The organism is Shewanella sp. 10B (assembly GCF_023475885.1).
Classification (GTDB): domain Bacteria; phylum Pseudomonadota; class Gammaproteobacteria; order Enterobacterales; family Shewanellaceae; genus Shewanella; species Shewanella mangrovisoli.
Genome location: NZ_JAMDJO010000002.1, coordinates 951,998 through 972,280, shown reverse-complemented (window position 1 = coordinate 972,280; position 20,283 = coordinate 951,998). Strand labels below are relative to the sequence as shown.

The 20,283-nt window shown below is 49.3% G+C and carries 13 protein-coding genes; 8 read left to right on the top strand and 5 right to left on the bottom strand.

Annotated elements, in window-relative coordinates; genetic code table 11:
• Positions 1-140 precede the first annotated feature (140 nt).
• Both uvrD and ubiA read left to right on the top strand, forming a co-directional pair.
• Complete coding sequence (gene uvrD / locus M0415_RS11815; protein ID WP_011715677.1) at positions 141-2,309, top strand: DNA helicase II; 2,169 nt, start codon at positions 141-143, stop codon at positions 2,307-2,309.
• A 125-nt stretch (positions 2,310-2,434) separates the two neighbouring features.
• A complete protein-coding gene (gene ubiA / locus M0415_RS11810) occupies positions 2,435-3,295 on the top strand; it encodes a 4-hydroxybenzoate octaprenyltransferase (RefSeq protein WP_249553437.1) in 861 nt (286 codons plus the stop codon).
• An 86-nt stretch (positions 3,296-3,381) separates the two neighbouring features.
• Here ubiA and M0415_RS11805 read toward each other — a convergent pair whose 3' ends face one another.
• Together M0415_RS11805 and M0415_RS11800 are read right to left on the bottom strand one after the other, a co-directional pair.
• A complete protein-coding gene (locus tag M0415_RS11805) occupies positions 3,382-3,822 on the bottom strand; it encodes a DUF4156 domain-containing protein (protein ID WP_249553439.1) in 441 nt (146 codons plus the stop codon).
• 57 nt (positions 3,823-3,879) lie between these two features.
• Positions 3,880-4,296 (bottom strand): DUF2541 family protein, encoded by a 417-nt coding sequence (locus M0415_RS11800; RefSeq protein ID WP_249553441.1) that lies wholly within the window; start codon positions 4,294-4,296, stop codon positions 3,880-3,882.
• Between the two features lie 374 nt (positions 4,297-4,670).
• On the opposite strand from M0415_RS11800, the gene M0415_RS11795 reads away from it, so the two are divergent.
• The 4 genes from M0415_RS11795 to M0415_RS11780 all read left to right on the top strand — a co-directional run bounded on the left by M0415_RS11795 (position 4,671) and on the right by M0415_RS11780 (position 9,517).
• On the top strand, positions 4,671-5,732 hold the full coding sequence (locus M0415_RS11795; RefSeq protein ID WP_249553443.1) for an NAD(P)H-dependent flavin oxidoreductase: 1,062 nt from the start codon (positions 4,671-4,673) through the stop codon (positions 5,730-5,732).
• Between the two features lie 146 nt (positions 5,733-5,878).
• Entirely contained in the window at positions 5,879-7,033 is a 1,155-nt protein-coding gene (locus M0415_RS11790) for a hypothetical protein (RefSeq protein WP_249553445.1), read from the top strand.
• Positions 7,034-7,275: 242 nt separating this feature from the next.
• Positions 7,276-8,196, top strand: a complete 921-nt coding sequence (locus M0415_RS11785) for a TlpA family protein disulfide reductase (RefSeq protein ID WP_249553447.1) — start codon at positions 7,276-7,278, stop codon at positions 8,194-8,196.
• 214 nt (positions 8,197-8,410) lie between these two features.
• A complete protein-coding gene (locus M0415_RS11780) occupies positions 8,411-9,517 on the top strand; it encodes an AI-2E family transporter (protein ID WP_249553449.1) in 1,107 nt (368 codons plus the stop codon).
• Here the strand turns inward: M0415_RS11780 and M0415_RS11775 are convergent.
• Positions 9,514-9,804 (bottom strand): helix-hairpin-helix domain-containing protein, encoded by a 291-nt coding sequence (locus tag M0415_RS11775; RefSeq protein WP_249553451.1) that lies wholly within the window; start codon positions 9,802-9,804, stop codon positions 9,514-9,516. The genes M0415_RS11780 and M0415_RS11775 overlap by 4 nt on opposite strands.
• Before the next feature lie 66 nt (positions 9,805-9,870).
• Entirely contained in the window at positions 9,871-10,923 is a 1,053-nt protein-coding gene (locus M0415_RS11770) for an HD-GYP domain-containing protein (RefSeq protein ID WP_249553453.1), read from the bottom strand.
• Positions 10,924-11,479: 556 nt separating this feature from the next.
• On the opposite strand from M0415_RS11770, the gene M0415_RS11765 reads away from it, so the two are divergent.
• Both M0415_RS11765 and M0415_RS11760 read left to right on the top strand, forming a co-directional pair.
• Positions 11,480-16,540, top strand: coding sequence for a response regulator (locus M0415_RS11765; protein ID WP_249553455.1), 5,061 nt, complete (start codon positions 11,480-11,482; stop codon positions 16,538-16,540).
• Positions 16,531-18,102, top strand: a complete 1,572-nt coding sequence (locus tag M0415_RS11760) for a response regulator (RefSeq protein ID WP_249553456.1) — start codon at positions 16,531-16,533, stop codon at positions 18,100-18,102. Before M0415_RS11765 ends, M0415_RS11760 begins: the two co-directional genes overlap by 10 nt.
• 45 nt (positions 18,103-18,147) lie before the next feature.
• On the opposite strand, the gene M0415_RS11755 is transcribed toward M0415_RS11760, so the two are convergent.
• Positions 18,148-20,208, bottom strand: coding sequence for a S9 family peptidase (locus tag M0415_RS11755; RefSeq protein ID WP_249553458.1), 2,061 nt, complete (start codon positions 20,206-20,208; stop codon positions 18,148-18,150).
• Positions 20,209-20,283: the final 75 nt, after the last annotated feature.

Genomic DNA, 20,283 nt, shown 5'->3' with positions numbered 1-20,283 from the left:
TTGTTAATGAGTTGTATCAATCAATTCAAGCCAAACTTGGCCTTTGAGTCAAATGAATTGTCTGTGATTGAGCTCAAACTCGTGGCATGCCTTGGGCGCTTCTTCTGTTATACTGCCCCCTCGATTTTTTGGAGGCGAGAATGGACGTATCTTCTTTACTAGACGGCCTGAATGATAAACAGCGCGAGGCTGTCGCGGCACCGCAATCCAGCATGTTAGTGCTTGCGGGCGCAGGCAGTGGCAAAACGCGAGTATTAACCCACCGTATCGCGTGGTTAATGCAGGTCGAACAGCAGAGCCCTTACTCAATTTTAGCCGTGACGTTTACCAATAAAGCCGCGGCCGAGATGCGTGAGCGGGTGGAGAAGGTCGCGGGCACTAATATGGGGCGGATGTGGATTGGTACCTTCCACGGGTTAGCGCATCGTCTGTTACGCACTCACTTCCAAGATGCGGGATTACCGCAGAGCTTCCAAATTCTCGATTCGGACGATCAGGTGCGCTTGCTGAAACGCATCCTGAAAAGTTTGAATCTGGATGAAAAACAATATCCTCCCCGTCAGGCGCAGGCCTATATCAATGGCAAGAAAGACCAAGGTCTTCGTCCTAAGCATATCGATGCGGGTGGTTTCCCGATTGAGCAAAACCTGCTGAAGATTTATCAGGTTTATCAAGAGTCTTGCGACCGCGCAGGTTTAGTCGACTTTGCCGAAATCCTGCTGCGTGCCCACGAGCTTTGGCTCAATAAACCGCATCTGCTGGCACACTATCAAGAGCGTTTTAAGCATATTCTGGTGGACGAGTTCCAGGATACTAACGCCATTCAATATGCGTGGATTAGAGTGCTGGCCGGCCAAACGGCTAACGTGATGATAGTGGGTGACGACGACCAATCCATTTACGGTTGGCGCGGCGCTCAGGTTGAAAACCTGCACCGCTTCCTGCGGGATTTCCCGACGGCGACTACGATTCGCCTCGAACAAAACTACCGCTCCAAGGGCAATATTTTGAAGGCGTCTAACGCCCTTATCGCCAACAACCCCGAGCGTTTAGGCAAAGAGTTGTGGACCGACGAAGCCGATGGTGAGCCGATTTCCCTCTACTGTGCCTTTAACGAAATGGACGAGGCTCGCTTTATTGTCGGCCGTATCAATGATTGGTACGAAAAAGGCGGCAATTTAAGTGACTGCGCGATTTTATATCGCTCAAACGCCCAATCACGGGTGCTCGAAGAAGCCTTATTACACAAAGGTTTAGCCTATCGTATTTACGGTGGCCTGCGCTTCTTCGAACGCCAAGAGATTAAAGACGCTATGGGTTATATGCGTCTTATCAGCAATAAAAATGACGATGCCGCCTTCGAGCGCGTGGTTAATACACCGCCCCGCGGCATTGGCGACAGAACCTTAGATATTCTGCGTTCGACCGCCCGTCAGCAGGAACTCACCCTATGGCAGGCCTGTTTACGTCTGCTGGATGAAAAAGTGCTGGCCGGCCGCGCCGCCTCTGCGGTGCGTGGCTTTATGGATCTTATCGTCACCCTGCAGGAAGAAACCCAGGATATGGCGCTGTACCGGATGACGGACACAGTGATCCAAGCCTCTGGCCTTAAGGCCATGTATGAGGCGGAAAAAGGTGAGAAGGCCCACGCCCGTATCGAAAACTTAGAGGAACTCGTCACCGCGGCGCGCACCTTCGAAATGCCAGAGGAGCTTGAGGATATGGGCGAGCTTAACGCCTTCTTATCCCACGCGGCATTAGAGGCGGGCGAAGGTCAGGCCGACGCCTTTACCGATGCGGTGCAGTTAATGACACTGCACTCGGCCAAGGGGCTGGAGTTTACTATGGTGTTTATGGCGGGCGTCGAGGAGGGCATTTTCCCGAGCAAAATGGCGCTCGAAGAGGGCGATAGACTCGATGAGGAACGCCGCCTCTGTTACGTGGGCATGACCCGCGCGATGGAAAAACTCTATATCACCTATGCCGAATCGCGCCGTATTTATGGCCGCGAAGATTATGCCCGTCCATCGCGCTTTATTAAGGAAATTCCGCCGCAATATGTGGACGAAATTCGCTTAAAGGCGCAGGTGTCGACCCCGATGGCGAATAATCGCTTCAGTGCGCAAAAGTCCGCGGTCGCCAACGATACCGGCTTTAGCGTCGGCCAAAGAGTGCATCATCCCAAGTTTGGTGACGGTAAAGTGACAAACTTTGAAGGCAGTGGCGCGCAGGCGCGAGTGCAGGTGAATTTTAGTGATTTTGGCAGTAAGTGGTTGGTGGTGGCCTACGCGCGTTTAGAGGCGCGTTGATTGGCATCAATGTCATGATTTTGTGACAGCTTCAGCCTGCGCAAATTCGCTTAAAAGGTGGCTAGGGTATATGATGCTTACCCTAGCAACCGAGATAAAAAATTAGGTTTGGGAGTAGCTAGTTAATGAATCTAAAGCAGAAGTGGGACGTGTATTCCCGCCTGACTCGACTCGACCGTCCTATCGGCACTTTGTTATTACTCTGGCCCTGTTTAATGGCGCTGGTGCTAGCAGCGGGTGGAATGCCCGATATTAAAGTGTTGATTATCTTTATTATCGGTGTGGTGATCATGCGCGCCTGCGGCTGCATTATTAACGACTATGCCGACCGCGACCTCGACTCCCACGTTGAACGCACTAAATCCCGTCCCCTCGCCAGTGGCGAAATCAGCACTAAAGAAGCGCTATTGCTGTTTGTGATCTTAGGCTTAGCGGCTTTTGGTTTGGTCTTACTGCTCAATGGCTTAGTGGTTAAGCTCTCTGTTGTCGGCATTATCCTCACCATTATCTACCCCTTTACAAAGCGGGTAACGAACATGCCGCAGATGTTTTTAGGTGTGGTGTGGAGCTGGTCGATTCCCATGGCCTATGCGGCGCAAACCGGTGAAGTGCCCATCGAAGCTTGGTGGTTATTTGCCGCCAATTGGTTCTGGACTGTGGCCTACGACACCATGTATGCCATGGTCGATAGGGATGATGATTTAAAGGTCGGTATCAAATCGACCGCCATTCTTTTTGGCAAGTACGACCGCCAAATCATTGGATTATTCCAACTTGCTGCACTGCTGTGTTTTATCGCCGCGGGTTGGAGCGCCGACCGTGGCCAGCTCTATGGTCTAGGACTGCTTACCTTTGTTGGTTTTAGCACTTACCAACAGATGTTAATTTTTGGCCGCGAAAGAGCTCCTTGCTTTAAAGCCTTCCTCAACAATAACTGGGCGGGATTAGCACTGTTTGTTGGTTTAGGCGCCGATTACCTGTTTTAAGTTTCCCTCTCCGTTTGTATGAGTGCTATCAGGCGTGTCGCCTGATAGCCGCTCAAAACTCATAAAAAACCTGCTCAACATTCAACTCATTGACTCGATGCGGTCTTTGTCTGCGACGGCGGACTCGTCGACTCTAGAGCTTCAGAGGCTTTATCCTCAGAAGCTTTGGTCCCAGAAGCTTTGGCCTCAGAAGCATGAGTCTCAGCACATTGATAAGCATTGCCCATCATGGTCACTGAGCCTAAAAACTTAAGCGGTTGATAGAGGTAAACCGTATCGGCACCGAGCGCATGGCCTTTGATGCGTAGCTCGTTGAGTGTGCCCCACACCATATCCCTATCACTGTGCAGCCAATAATCATAAAAATGCCCCTGCGAGCCAATGACTGTGCCTTTATAGGTACAGTTTTCGATGGCGACAGAGTTTTCCCATAATATTTTAACCTGTGCCGATTCCTCGGTTGGAAAAGTCACACATGCGGTCAAATTAATACCGAGTAATAACAATAATATTGCACGAAAATTCATTGATATATTGCTCAATTCCAATATTGAATAAAGATGGAATAATTAAATAGATAAGTCTTACTTACGACCTAATACTTTAATGCCCGCTTTACTGCGGTCGGAATTACCATACACTTCAATTTTTTTCACGCAGCGACGGGCACCGAGGGATTTCCATTCGCTGTGCTCATCCTTTCCTAGCTCAGTATCAAAGCGGACGGTACGAGTTTTATCATCCCCATAGGTGACGACGACGCGATCGATACTCACGTCTCTTTCTGCTTTGATTCTAATGTGTTTGGCTTGGCGGCAAATGATAAGCGGGATGATTGCTGGGTGGTCGCCAATTCCGAGTAATAGGGTGCGGCCTAAGGTGATCTCATCGTCCTTATCATCATTTTTTGCATAGGCAACTGACGTGGTAAACATCAGTAGTAAACAGATAATAAGTTGGTTGATTATTTTTGTCGAAAATAGACGGTTTTTTAATAGCATATAGCCTCCAAAAAATGGGGCCGGATCATAAGTGATTTAAATATGCTGAAATAGTTTTTTAATTAGCTAATGCGGCGAATATCACGGGATTTTTTATAAATAGTCGGTAAGTGTTTTTTATCTTGATACAAATGTAATTTCAATTTTGACGATATTATTTTTGTTTTTAATTAGGCTGAAATATCCATTAAATGATGACATTTTATCATCTGCTTAACACTGCCAAGTTTTGCTGCTTGGCTAAATGCTGTAATTGGGATGCATTTTTCTGGTAGATTGTAACAACTCGCACTCGGCTCGGTCGCTTATCGCCGCATTAGCTGTAAGCAAAACAAGCACGAGTCGCTACAGGATTTATTCAATGGAGGTGAAGTATGCCGTGCCGACTAACACAATTGTTTGGGATCCAGTTTCCGATTATTCAAGCGCCGATGGCGGGCGTGCAGGGCAGTGCACTGGCGATTGAAGTATCGCAGGCGGGCGGATTGGGCTCCTTGCCCTGTGCCATGTTATCCCTCGAGGCACTCGAGGCTGAGTTAACCGAAATCCGCAGCAATACCACTAAACCTATCAATGTGAACTTCTTTTGCCATAGCGAGCCTTTACCGCAGACGGCCAAGCAAGCGGCTTGGCTCGAACGGCTGATGCCCTATTTCACTGAATTTAATCTCGACCCAAATGCGCAGCCTGCTGGCGCCCAGCGCACTCCCTACAGCAAGGCGCAGGCTGAGGTGTTAGCCAAATTTAAGCCCGAGGTGGTGAGTTTTCATTTTGGGCTGCCCGACGAAGAATTGCTGCTGGAAATCAAATCCTGGGGCTCAAAAGTTATCTCCACGGCGACCACAGTCGAAGAGGCGCTCTGGCTCGAGGCTCGCGGCGCCGATGCGATTATTGCCCAGGGCCTTGAGGCGGGAGGGCATAGAGGACACTTTTTATCCGAGGATTTAACCGAGCAGTTGGGGACCTTTAGTCTATTACCGCAGGTGATTGCGGCGGTGGATATTCCGGTGATTGCCGCAGGTGGCATTGTCGATGCCACCACAGTGCGCACCGCCATGGCAATGGGCGCTTCGGCGGTGCAGGTGGGGACTGCCTATTTACTCTGCCCAGAGTGCAACACCAGCAGCATTCATCGTGAGGCGCTACAAAGCGACGCTGCGCAGCATACGGCGCTGACGAACTTATTTTCTGGTCGACCCGCCCGCGGCATAGTGAACCGCTTTATGGGCGAGATGGGGCCGATAAATGAGGCTGTGCCAGATTTTCCCTTGGCATCCTCGGCGGTTGCAGGCTTAAGAGCGGCGGCGGAGCGACAGGGATTTGGAGATTTTAGCCCACTATGGTGTGGACAAAATGCCAGTGGTTGCCAAAACATTCCCGCCGCTGAGCTGACGCGGCAGTTAGCTTTAGGCTTGATGGGAGCATTATCTGGCTGATTATTTTTAATTCAACCTTGTCTCCATGCTAGGCACTCCCCATATAACCACTAAGCCAATTGAGGAGTTTGGTGTTCATTATCATGGGGATGAGGGTTATCGAGTCACATCCCTAAGTTGAATATGCTCGTTGATAGGGATGTTAAATGCTAAAAATCCGACCTAGACGCCAAGTTAAATACCGCATTGCCTTTCTGTTACTGACGATTGCGGTATATGTCCTAGGCTTTCAATTGCTGCCAGAGCAGCTTACAAACACGCGTGAAGAGTTATCCTTAGCCATAGTGACTGCACTCTATTTTGTGTTGTTGCCAGTGCTTTATTGGTATTGGATTATCAAAATAGATGCGCAAAAGCCCTGGAAGATGTTGGTTGTGTTAAGTTTGAGTAGCCTGATGGCGAGGCTTAGCTATCCGCATGAAGTGGCTGAGTATTTCGAGTTTATCGCTTGGCTACGTTACCCCATTATTGCGGTATTACTCCTTATCGAGCTGTACTTGATGGTGAGCATTATTAAGGGGTTATGGCTGGCGAGAAAGGCATCGGGGGATCCAAGATTAGCTATCGTTGAGCAGTATGCCGCAATGGCGCAGCCTGAGCCGAGTGCTGAAACGGTAAAAAGAGAGTCAATTAATCCCTACAAGCCGTCAGAGTCGGACTTGCCGCCCATTCCCGATGAGAAGAGGCTGACATTGGGTTTAATCCTCGCCACTGAGCCCGCCAGTTGGTATTACGCCATTCCTTACTTTTCCCGTCGCCACCCAGAGGCTATTGGCTCACTCAACTTGTTCAGCGCTAAGCCTTGGCATGCATTAGTTGTCATCGTGGGGTTAATGGCTGCTTCTGCGGTGAGCTACAGTTTACTCGATGGGATAAGCCATATAGCGGCTCTATTTGTTTCAGGTTTGCTTTTGTATTCCATCCTATTAATGGCGGCGAATTATCGGATCAGTCGTTATTACTCGCTCTACCAAAGGGCAGATAAGCTCATCATTAATAACGGTATGTGGGGCTTTATGGCCGTTGATTTCACGCAGATTAGTGAACTGAAATTAGGACACTTTAGCACTCCTGTGTCGCAGGCTTCACAGGATGATGTTACGCCTAGTGACGCGCCTGAAATATTGACCTTAGGCCGTGGTGAGGCGAATGCGCAGCTGATATTTAAGCAGCCTCAAGTTTATTACGGCGCTATGGGGCAATTACCTGAGTCATTGACTGTAGTGAACTTAGTCGTCGAGGATCCTCAAGCGTTAGCCGATACCTTAACCTCAAGTGTTGTGTTAGATAAGGCGTCGTAGCAAGAAGAATATAAGTTCGCTATCTCAGTACAATCAGTGAGTCGATTCTGCTCAAATAGGCTTATATTTTACATGGCTAAAATATAGGCCTATTCATTTATACTGACGGCCGGGCGGCTCAGTCTTTCCGTGCCGCTCTGTTTCATTTGGTATTTGTTCTCAGTAATTGCTTATGTCACTGGCTGAATATCACGACCAACCCTTGTGGTTGCGAGCGATCTCTACCTGAAAGGATAACGCTAATGTTGTTACGTCGAATCATAGTTACCTGCCTCGCCCTTATCAGTTTTTCCACCTTTGCTGCCGATAAAAGCTATCAAGATATAGTGCTAAAAACCTATCCAGATCAACAGCAAACCTCCTTCAAAAACATCGCGGGCGATAAACCGATTTACCTTAAGTTTTGGGCAACCTGGTGTCAGCCCTGCATGGAGCAGATGCCGCATTTTGAGGAATTGCAGAAAAAGTATCAGGACAAGGTCAATATCCTCGCCCTGAATATCAATATCAACGAAGAACAACCTAAGATAGCCGAAGTCATCTCTCGTTTCGGTCTGACTATGCCAGTCTGGCTGGATAACGAGGGCGAATTGGGTGTGGCCCTAGGCTTGGTCGGGACGCCCTATAGCGTGTTAATCAATCGCGCAGGCGAGGTGGTTTACACTAGCCATGAGTCGGATGCGAACCTCGATAAATTTATCGATATGTTGGCCAATGGCCAAGAGCTCAGTGCACAAACCACTGATGCGCCAAGCCCTGAACAAGCTGCTAAGTTGCTGAAACCTTGGGAGCAAGGTGAGCATTTACTGTTTTTTACCGCCACTTGGTGTGATTGGTATTTGGCAGAGAGCCGTCCTGAAATGTCTAAGGCCTGTGTTGCCGCCCAGAAAGATTTAGACAAGCTAGCGCAACAGCTTCCGAATAAAGCCTGGCATGGGGTGGTGAATCATCTGTGGACCGACGATAAAGCCCTTGCCGATTTTAAACAGCTCTATCCTTCACGCGTCGATTTCAGTATCGATGAGTTAGGTGTGCTGTTTAATCACTTTAGTATCCGCAATATCCCGACATTGCTTTGGGTCAAAGACGGTAAAGTCATTGAGCGTATTACCGATTTTAGCCAGCCAGATAAAATTGTCGCTAGGCTCAAGGCCGCGCCATAGGATTCAGCCATTTGGCCTTCGAGACATTCGAAGGCCTTTGGGGATGCCAGCACCACTGATACACTACTCACGCTTTAGCTAAATGTCGTTGCCCATGGAAAGCACTGCGCAATAAACAGGCTCACAGAATGGGGAACGCCCAAAGGCTGGTTGTTGCTTGGCACTCTGCCGAGTTTTCCACCTTGTTGTTGGATTCTATTGTGGGAGTATGTGGATGGCACAGATTATCAGTAATGCTGCGGTGGGTCGTACCCTATTGATTTTATTGCTGTGTGCTGGTGTTTTCTTTTTTATCGATTTTTTAGTTCCCGCCTTGGCCGCCCTGATCGTCTGCTTCTCCAGTTGGCCGTTGTACCAAAAATTAATGGCTAAATGCGGTGGTCGCTCGGCGCTGTCTGCCACGGTCGCGTTGGTCTTGATTATTGTTGGGCTTATCACGCCGCTGATTTTTGTATTTTCCTATGCATTACAAGAGATTAAAGCCTGGGTGGAATGGCTGGTGTATGCCAACCAGCATGGCGCTCCCGTGCCGCTGTGGATTAAGGATTTACCTTGGATTGGCGAGTGGCTTACCCTGCAATGGCAGCAGTTTATCGGTGAACCCCATGAACTGGGCAAGATAGTCAGTGCCATTAGCGGTCAGAATCTGAGTGGTATTTCCCGCTGGGTACTGCAATTGGGTTGGAATACCTTAGGTCTGTTGCTGACCTTGCTGTTTATGCTGATCACCTTATTTTTCTTATATAAAGATGGCGAGTCTGTCGCCAAACAGCTGGATATTGTCGGCGAGCGCATTCTTCCTGCACGCTGGCATCGGTTCTCCCGTGTGGTGCCTGCGACTGTGAGTTCAACCGTTATCGGCATGACGCTTATCGCCATCGGCGAGGGCATAGTGTTGGGGATTGCTTACTGGATTGCCGGCGTGCCTTCGGCCGTGGCCTTTGGGGTGTTGACCGCGTTTATGGCCTTAGTGCCCGGCGGCGCGCCAACCATGTTCACCCTGATCTCACTGTATTTAGTCGGCACCGGCGATATGACGGCGGGAGTGGGCTTATTCCTATGGGGCAGTATCGAGCTGTTTATTGTCGACAAAACCCTAAGGCCTAATCTGGTGGGCGGGCCAATCAAATTGCCCTTCCTGCCGACCTTCTTCGGACTGATTGGCGGGGTGAAAACCATGGGGTTCGTTGGCCTGTTTGTCGGCCCGGTATTGATGGCGTTGCTGATTGCTATCTGGCGCGAGTGGTTAAGGGATGAGCCTGATCATACGCTGGTGACCGAATCCCTTGAATCCCCAAGGGAGCAAGAGCAGTCAAGCTAGAGCTGAGTGAGCGCTTGTTTACGCTCTTCGGTATAAAACCACCAAGGTTTAGGATCGTCACCCGCCATAAAGCGGGTGACAGATATAAACACATCCAGCATGCAGGGATCGTGGATTTGCCCAGTTAATCTATTGATACGTGAGTACATTTCGTAGGGATCTTGCCCTAACAGTTGTTCTGGGCTCTCGATGCCGAGTAATCGTAAATCTGCTGCGCAGGCTTTACCAATATTGGGTAAATCCGTTAATCGCTTTACTTCGTTGCGCACTACCTTTGCTGGATTCATCTGTTAGCCCCATCTCTAGCCACTATGACTATGAGTCTACCTCTTGCTCTCACTTTAGTCAGGCGTTTAAGCGACAACACTGGTTGTTTTGGGTTCTGCAAAGCGTTGCTGTACTTCTAGTACCTGCGCTTTGCACTCGATAAAGGCGCGAGTGAGTTTAGGATCAAACTGAGTGCCAGCATTTTCTTCAATATAATCAAATGCCTTTTGTGTACTCCACGCCACTTTATAAGGGCGGTCTGAGGTGAGTGCATCGAAGACATCGGCGATGGCGGCAATGCGGGCACTTAATGGAATTTGCTCAGCCGCCAGCCTGTGGGGATAACCTGTTCCGTCCCAACGTTCGTGATGATAGAGTGCGATCTCCTTGGCGAGGGATAACAGCGGGTCATCGTCATCACCGAGGATCTGCGCGCCAAAGGAAGCGTGTTGCTGCATTTGGCGTCGCTCATCATCGGTTAATTTTCCCGGCTTAGACAGAATCGAATCTGGGATGCCGATTTTGCCAATATCGTGCATCGGAAGCGCGGTAAAATACATCTCACACCAAGCTTGGGAATCACACACATATTGGGCCAAAATGCGGCCGTAGTGGCTCATCCTAGTAATATGTAGGCCCGTTTCGTTATCGCGATACTCCGCCGCCAGCCCCAGTTTTTGGATAATTTTATGGCGAGTCGATTCCAACTCTTGCGTCCGTTGCTGCACTAGGGCTTCGAGTTGCCGCGCCTGATTACTCAAGGCTAAATGGGTTTGAGTGCGTACCTTGAGTACCGCAGGGCTAATGGGTTTGGAAATATAGTCCACTGCGCCGAGTTCAAAGCCGGTTTGCTCGTCTATGGTATCGGTTTTGGCGGTCACAAAGATCACTGGGATCTTGCTGGTGATGGGGTCACGCTTAAGCCTACGACAGGTCTCGAAGCCATCCATCTCAGGCATCATCACATCGAGTAAGATAAGCTCTGGGAGGGGATGGGTGCTGGCCAGTTTAAGCGCCTTTTCACCTGAGGTTGCGGCGCGGATCGTGTACTGATCTGACAAGATCCCGTGAATAATCTGGATATTATCGGGTGTATCGTCCACCACTAATAATATGGGTTTAGTGACAAGTGAAGTCATGGTTTCGCCTCTACTGAGTCGGTTTGTTTCCCGTATTAATCCGGTGGCGAGACTGAGAAAACCCCAATTCGTCCCCGTTAATGCCAGTGCCAAACTAGGCGGGTAGTGCTGCTTAATTCCATGAAAGTGTTTTATAACAATATGAAAATCATTATAAAATTATGATGATTATGTTTTCATCGTTCAGGTTATATGATGGCGGTAGCTATAAGCTTGACGGAAAATAAGATAACGGATTTAACAGCTGGTTAAATCTTGCTCTGGCCAGATAATAACCCAAAAAAATGTATCATGTTGTATCTTTTGGTTTGTTTTGTTCACACTTTTAGGGATTAATGCTTTTTAGTGTGAGTGGTTTTTTCTACAATTACTGCCTGTTTTATGAGCTAAGGTGCCATTGGCCTCATGGATCAAATGGCCAAGCCTGTTCCATCCATTACCTCGGGTTCAATTGAATCCACAGTGTTTTAGCTGTTCGCATTTCGTCTGTTCTCATTCTTAAGTACACCATTCATACCAGCGGGACGGTAAGAAACTTAACCTAAGAGGAAAAGTTATGGCCGTTTTTGGCATTCTTTCGGGTCGTTTAGATAAGGCCATTCGACACATCTTTACGGCCATTGGCGACCAGCGTCAAAGGGTAAAACCTAGCGTGCGCGTTATCTCCTCGCTGGGGTATTTTGCCTGTCTCTTGAGCCTGTCGGCGTCTTTACTGTGCTTGTGGCCGAATACGGTTGCGGCCAATGAGATGTCACTGCAAGAGCATCGTCAGGCTTTATCCCAACTGACGCCGGCGCAAAAACTCGCCCATAGCCATAGGGTGAGTATGATTTTGGAGGCGGATAGACCCTTTTGGAATCAAGTCGCTAAGTTTGCCAAGATTGCGGCCATGGATCTTAATATCCAGCTCGACATCGTCTACGGCGATGGCACGCCGGAAACCTTACTCGCTCTGGGGCATGAGGCGATAGATAACGCCGTTGCTGGGATTATTTTTGTCCCTATCTTAGGTATAGGGCAAGACCTCTTAGTGGAGGCCAAACGCAACAATATCCCCGTCGTGACCATTAACTCCGAATTTGCCCAAAGCTCATTGGCCTTAAGAACCCAAAATCCTAACTGGGTTGGTAAGGTGACTATGAATAGCAGCAATCTGGGGCAAAATCTGCTCGAAAAAATGTTTGAGGAGGAAGCCATCTCCGAGCAGATGAACCTGTTGCTACTCGCGGGAAGTAAAGACAATCTCGATGTGCAAAAGCGTACCGCTGAACTCAAAAATGCCGTGAGCAAGCAATTTGCCAATGCCAAATTCAAGATCGTTAATACCGATTGGAGCGCTTCGGCGGCGCGTGCTGCTTATCTTAAGGCGATACAGCAAGATCCTAATATTAATACAGTGATTGCAATGAACACCACTATGGCCATGGCGGTGACCCATGAGGCCGAAGCCGATACTTCGCGCCCTATGCCCCATATTGGTTCGCTAAGTTGGAATCATCAATTGGCACAAGGGATCCAAAAGGGCACTGTCGCTGCGGGTGTCGGCGGGGTGGAGTTTCAAGGCGCCTTTGGCCTTGTGCTGCTATTTGATTATTTAAACGGGGTGGATACTCGCGCTAAGGGCTTCGAGTTTCAGGTTTTGCCTTTGATCATAAGCCCCAATAACTATAACGATTACTATGAGTTACTCGATTTTGACTCACTGCAACCTGACTTTTCTCGGGTGTCTCTTGCGCTAAATTCGAATCTGTTTTTGGTGGACTTTCGCTTAGGCAGCTTGATCCCGAATATGGATGTTCACCGCTTTATGACTCTGCTAAGCGTGGAAGAAAGGGCCTTTATCAACAACAACCCAATCGTCAAGGTTGGGATAGATCCTCATTCTGCACCTATTGATTTTATTGATGAAAACGGCATTCACCGTGGCATGATGGCGGATTATCTCGCCGAGATCAGCCGCGTCGTACCGCTGATCTTCCAAACCTATAACGAAGGTTCTTGGCAGCAAGCTATCGATGAATTTAAGCGGCACGATGTGGATATGTTATCGCTGGCCTCGGCCAATGCTGGCCGTGAACAATGGATGTTATTTACCGATGCCATCAATCAATATCCGCCTGTGATAGTCACCCATGTCGATGGAGAACATCCCAGCAGTTTAGAGCAGCTAAAGGGCAAGTCAGTCAGTGTGGTTTCGGGCGATGTGACACAAACACAACTGCTTGAAGATTATCCTGAAATCGTCCTTATCCCCTTTGAAAATCTTGAGCAAGCGTTAACGGCGGTGAAGCAACACCAAGTCGATGCTGCCTTTGTGAATTTCCCGAGCACAGCTTACTTATTGCAATCGCCACAGTTTAATCGACTGCAAATTGTGTCTGCCAGTGATTACCGCTTTGGTATCTCTATGGGGGTGCGTAAGGATTGGCCTGAGCTACAGAGCATTTTAAATAAGGCTCTGGCTCAAATCCCTCAGGATAAAGTACGTGAAATTCAGCACCGCTGGGTAAACGTGCAATATGAGCTGGGGCTCAAGAAGCAGCAAGTATTTGACTGGGCGGTGCGAATTGCCGTGGCCGTTGTGCTTGTTCTGCTGATGTTTAGCTTGCGAAACAGAAGGTTAAATAAAGATATCGCACAGCGGATCCACACCGAAGAGCAGCTCAGCCTGAGTATGAATAAGTTCCAAGCCTTATTCGACTCGGCGGTCGACGCCTGTGTGATTACCGATAGGCAAGGGGTGATTATTGAATGTAACTCAGCCCTGTTATCACTACTTAAATATCAGCATAAACATCAACTTATTGGTCGTCGCACTTTAGTTTATTATCCACCGCACTTGGGCGAAACCGACAGCGAGACCCTGTTCGAACAACGTCTACAGACTGTGTTGGAGCAGGGGCAGTTGCGATTCGAAGCCGATTTTGTGACCTCAATGGCGGAAATCGTCAATGTTGAGGTCACGCTTAAGCGTATCGAGCTCAATGGCTCGCTGTTTGTATTGGGCACTTATCACGATCTGTCGGAACGAATGCTGATGAATGCCTTGCTCGAACGTGAGCGGGATCTGCTCAAACACGTGTTAGGTAGAAGCCCGATTGGCGTTTGGATCTGCATCGAAGGCGTCTGCCGCTATGTGAACGAGCAAATTACCGAGATGACAGGGTTACAAGTGGGCCAATCCGTTTACCCGATTTTTGCGCAGCCCGATGACTACCGTTGCCATATAAGTGAATTGGATTTAAGCCAAGACAGTACCGTCTTTGAAACTCAACTATTTGATTGCAAAGGGCAACGCCGTGATGTGTTGTTAACGGCGTACCACACAGTGCAGGATGGCCAGAATGCTAACCTCTGCTGGGCCTTGGATATTACCGATACTAAGTCAATTCAGGATGAGCTGGCCATCGCTAAGGACGCCGCCGAAGCGGCAAACCGTGCTAAGTCTGACTTTTTAGCGAATATGTCCCATGAGATCCGCACGCCGATGAATGCGATCCTCGGTATGTCGTATTTGGTGTTGCAGACAGAGTTAAGCAGTAAACAGCGGGATTATGTGGGCAAAGTGCATCAGGCGGCGGGCTCGCTGCTGGGTATTCTCAACGATATTTTGGATTTTTCCAAAATCGAGGCCGAGAAGATGGATATCGAATGCACTGTGTTCGATCTCGATGATGTGCTGTCTAACTTGGCCAATGTGGTGAGTTATAAGGTCGAAGAGAAGAACATGGCGTTTATCTTCGATCTGCCGCCCGAATTGCCCCGCTACTACCATGGGGATGGCCTGCGCTTGGGGCAGATCCTGATCAACTACTGCAATAATGCGGTTAAATTCTCCCATAACGACAGTAATGTGGTATTGAGCTGCGAGAGTAAAGTGCATGGTGAGCAGGTTGAGCTGACCTTCTGTGTGGAAGATTTTGGCATTGGTATTCCTGAGCAGAAACAAGGGGTTCTTTTTGGCTCCTTCGAGCAGGTGGATGCCTCTACTTCCCGGGAATATGGCGGCACAGGCTTAGGTTTAGCTATCTGTAAGCGCCTCGCTCATCTGATGGGCGGTGAGGTCTGGTGTGAGAGCGAATTAGGCGTCGGCAGTCGTTTTTATGTCAGACTCACTCTCGATTGTGCCGATACCTATGATCCTAATGCTTTGTTTGATCCCTTAGCGGGAGAAACCGCTAAGCTGATCGGTTTACATCCTAGGTTAGATAAGCTTTTGACCATACATGGTGTTTCGGCAAACATGCAGGTCGAGAGTGCCGATGTGGGTACAGTGATCGCCCAACTTAAACAGTCGCCCACAAGGCAATTGCTGATCTGCGATTACAGTGCATTTGTGCCTGAGTTGTTGGAAGCGTTGGCGGTTAATCAAGCATCGCGAATGTTACTGATTGGCCAGCTAAGCGATCAGGACTCTCTTAGACAACTCATTGAAAATAATGACAGAGTCATATCGCAGACTAAACCGCTTACGCCGATTGCCATAGGTAATGCGCTGTTATCCCTGCTGGGACATCAGAGTGAGGATGGCAGGCAAGTGCAGCAGGATCATTCGCTGCATGCCCTTAAGACCCAACTGGCGGGCGCAGAGGTGTTGTTAGTCGAGGATAACCAGCTCAATCAAGAGTTGGCGGTGGAGCTATTACGCCAGGCGGGCATCAATGTCACAGTGGCAAATCATGGGCTTGAGGCCATTGATAGAGTTGAGCAGCAGTACTTCGATTGCGTATTAATGGATTGCCAGATGCCCGTGCTCGATGGTTACGAGGCGACGCGTCGCATCCGCGAATTGCCCCAATTTGCCAACTTACCTATTTTGGCGATGACGGCCAATGCCATGTCCGGCGATATTGAAAAGGCACTGGCGGTGGGGATGAATGATCAGATCACTAAGCCTGTGCATGTGAAGGATCTCTACACTGTGATGGCGCGCTGGATCACGCCTAAGCAGCGAAAATCAGTGCCCTTAGTATTGAAACGCTCGAACCATGCGCAGGATTTACCGCAGCTCGAGGGATTAAGTATTCAAAATGGTTTGTCGCACTGTGATCACAACGAATCACTCTATAGCCATTTGTTGGGCTTATTTATCAACACCAGTAAGACCTTGTTGGGGCAACAACAGCGCGCCTGGCAGGAGGAAAACGCCGATGAGCTGCGCTTAAGTTTGCACACCTTAAAGGGGGTTGCCGCTAATGTTGGGGCGATGGAGATCAGCCGCCAGGCTGGTGAACTCGAGCTGCAATGCCTGACTGCGAAGCGGAGTTTTACGGTGGAGCTGCATGAGCAGTTATTGGCGTTACAAACCGAGTTACAGTGCTTAGTCAGTGGCTTAGAGAGCTGGCATCAGCAGAACAATAGCATCAAGCCGGAAGCCTCGTTAAGCGATGAGGCGCTCGCGGCCATGTGGGCACAGTTAGAGCAAAGCCTGCTGGAATACAACACCAATGCCTTGGAATGGGTGAATAAGCTTACCCATGCGCCGCAGTTACAGGGGGATTCTGGCCTGCTCAAACAGTTGAAAATGGACGTTGAACTGTTTGATTTTGAACAGGCATTAGTGCGACTACAAACCCTTAAACAGGCGCAACAGGCGAGGGTGACGACATGCAGTTAACTCAAATGCAGTGCTTGATAGTCGAGGATATGGATGCCCTGCGTAAAATTATGGCCGAGCAGCTGCGCCAACTCGGCTTTGGTCAAGTGGTGCAAGCCGATTGTGGTCGCCAAGCCTTGGATATGTTGCAGCGAATGCATATCGATCTCCTATTACTGGATTGGAGTATGCCGGATGGCCATGGGCAAGAGTTACTCGAGAGCCTGCGCCAACAGGATAAATGGCAAGATTTGCCCATTATTCTAGTGACCGCCAACGCCCATCGCGGTTTAGTGGAAGTGGCGATGAAGTATGGGGTGTCGGATATTATCGCCAAGCCCTTTAACTCCAAGACCTTGCAGGCCAGAGTGTTACAGGCACTTACGCGTCGCCATAAGCGCACTCAAGTCGCGCCATCTTCAGCGATGGCGGCCAAAATAGACGCGACGGCGGCAACGGAAACCGCGCCCGCCTTGAATGTGGTGCTGGTGGTCGACGATATGCCGGATAATCTGGCCTTTATGGCGGGGCTGTTAAACGACGACTATAAGGTGCTGTTTGCCAAGGACGGTAAGGCAGCGCTAAAAATTTGCCAGTCGGCGACGCCGCCCGATGTGGTGTTGTTAGATGTAATGATGCCCGAAATGGACGGGCATCAAGTATTGCAAGCCTTAAGAGCTGAGCCGCGATCGGCCGAGATCCCTGTGATCTTTGTCAGTGCCCTCGGTGAAGTTGAGCATCATCTGCAGGGGCTAAGAGGCGGCGCAATCGACTATCTCACTAAGCCCGTGCAGCCGGAGATCTTAAAGCTCAAGCTGGCGAATGTGCTGGCGCAAGTGCAGCGTCAACGGGCGTTACAGCAAGAGTGCGACGAGCTGTTGCGTCTGGCACAACTTAAAGACAATGCAGATAGCATCATAAGCCACGATCTTAAAAATCCGCTGGCGACGATAAGCGCCTTGGCGCAAAAACTCGCGCAGGATAAAAGCTTCCCTAAGGAGTGGCTGCCCAAGATCAATTTAGTCGATGAGCTGGCACTACAGTCGATTAATACCGTGAATTTAACCTCGGATATTCTGCGTATCGAGGCGGGGCAATATGCCTTGGATGCCGAGTGGTTTTCGGTGCATGAGATGTTAAAGCAGTTGCTACAGGCGGCGCAGGTCAACTTTCACAGCAAACAACTAGTGGCTTACTTGTCTCCAGATGAAGATCCTTGCAGTAGCTTCGATGTGATGGGCGATCCTAAATTGTGTCACCCTATGTTATTCAACCTGATTAAAAATGCCTTCGAGGCAGCAAGAGCCAAGACTAAGGTGGCAATTTCGCTATCGCGCCACGAAGGTGATGTTCTGATCGCTATCGAAAACACGGGCGCCGTGCCCGCCGATATCCGTGAGCAGTTTTGGGAAAAATATGTCACGCAAGGCAAGGCTGAAGGGGTAGGCATTGGCACCTATGCGGCGCGCTTATTTGCTCGGGCGCAACAGGGCGAGACCAATCTCGTGGTGGATGATGCTAAGTTACTGACTCGAATTGAGATCCGCTTACCTGCGGCGATCGATGCCGTGGTCGCAGAGTGATAAAGACACAACAAAAAGGGCAAGCTTTAGCTTGCCCTTAGCGCGTTAGAGTTTACTGATATCGACGTTCAGGCTGTCTAAGTGTTTTAGAATTTCGGGGTTCACATTCGTATCGACACGCCCGCCTAAATGCTCTGCAAAAAACTGTTCGGTGGCGACAATCGATGCCAGCTTGTTGGCGCGTTTACTGAAGCCATGTCCTTCATCTTTGGCCAGTACGTACTTAACCGGCAAAGACTTTTGATACATCTTCTTGGCGATATTATCCGACTCAATTTGGGTGACGCGCGGATCGTTCGCCCCTTGGATCAGCATCAATGGCGCCTTGATATTATCGACATAGTTAATTGGCGAGCGCTTTTCCATATCTTGCTTCTGCTCGGCAATTTGCGGATCGCCCACCGACTCAAACCATTGGCCTAAGTAGGGGCGCCAGTAGTCGGGGAAGGAATTCATCAGTGTCACTAGGCTCGATGGCCCTACATAGGCGATCACCGCTTGGTACAAGTCGGGTGTGAAGGTCGCACCTGACAGCGCCGCATAACCACCGTAGGAGGCGCCGAAGATCCCTAAACGCTGTTTATCGGCAATGCCTTGTTCGACTAAGTAATTGGCCCCGTCGGTGAGATCGTGCTGCATGCTGCCAATCCCCCAGTTATTGTTACCTAGGTTTAAGAACTTCTTACCGAAACCCGTCGAGGCGCGGAAGTTAGGTTGCAACACCGCATAACCACGGTTGGCATAGAACTGGGCAATCGCGTGGAAATAGCCCGAGTCGAGCGTCCAAAAATCCCGTGCCCAAGGGCCGCCATGGGGCAGGATAATGGTCGGTAACTGAGTCTGTTTTCCTTTCGGTAGCGTTAAATAGGCTTGGATTTTCACCCCGTCTCGTGCGGTATACACAATCGATTGGCGTGGCGAGAGTTGATCCGCCGGAATGCTCGCCGGAATGTCCACTAACAGATGGATATCCCCTGTGGTGGCATTGTATTGATAGTCCGCGCCTGCGGCTCTGTCGCTGGCGACATGAATTTGCCACAGATTGGTTTTCTCGTTCATCTCGCCAATTGTAATTTCAACATCTTGATTAAAATGACGATTTATCACATCCCAATGGCGAGCAAACTCGGCATCTAAGGGATAAACCCGTAAACGTCCACCGTAGTAACCAACTGCTAAGGGCTCACCCGCATCGCTAAACTGTACCGCAAATACGTCGGCCTCGTTGTCGGGATCCCTGTGAATGGTTTCATATTTACCCGTCATCAGATCGACTTTCAGCAATTCCTGCTTATCGCGATCGCCGATATTGGCGCTGATATAGGCGAGCTTCTTATCATCGTTCACTTTAAGAATATCGATGCTTTCGCCCTTGGCACTTTGAATGATCTTGCGCCAGTTGCCGTCGATCAGCACATACAAGGCATTGGTGTTATCGAGATTACTGCTGCTGGCAATCACAGGTTGCCCCTGCTTATTAAACTTCACCTGAGTAAAGCTCAGCTCGTTCTTCAGGATTGGGGTTAGTTTGCCATCGTTGATATTGAGCAGATAAATATCCATGCGGCTAGAATCGTCGTGGTTGGCTTGAACAACCAGCAAATCAGGATTGTCTTTTACCTGCTCGAGCACGCTGTATTGCACGTCGTCCTTATGGGTTAAGCGCTGCTCTTTGGCGGTGATCTTGCCCGCGTGTTCTTCAAAGCTCAGCTTGTAAATCTGAGTGTTCTCATTACCGCCTTTGTCCTTCATAAAGAATAAGTCATTGCCCTTGGTGGACCATTCGAAGGCGCGAATGGGTTCTACCGATGTGGTCAGTGGCGTGGCACTCGCGAGGTCGCTTTTATCTGCCATCAGATAGATATTGCTGGCTCCTTGGTATTCCTTTACAAAGGCGAGCCATTTGCCATCATCGGACATTTTTAAATGGCGAATGCTTTGCTCGTTAAAGAATTTTTCGATGGGAATGAGCGGCGCCTCGGTTTGCTGCGTCGCGGCAACTTGAGGCTGTTCGTTGCGAACATCCGCCGTAGTGCAACCCGTCAGTAGCAGTGCGGCGGCAATGGCAGCACTGCATAACTGACTCGTAAATGGAAATTTTTGCATTGTCGTAACCTTAGTCTAGGAAAATTGACATTATGCTAATACGAAAATTAATTATCGTAAAACAATAAAATTATA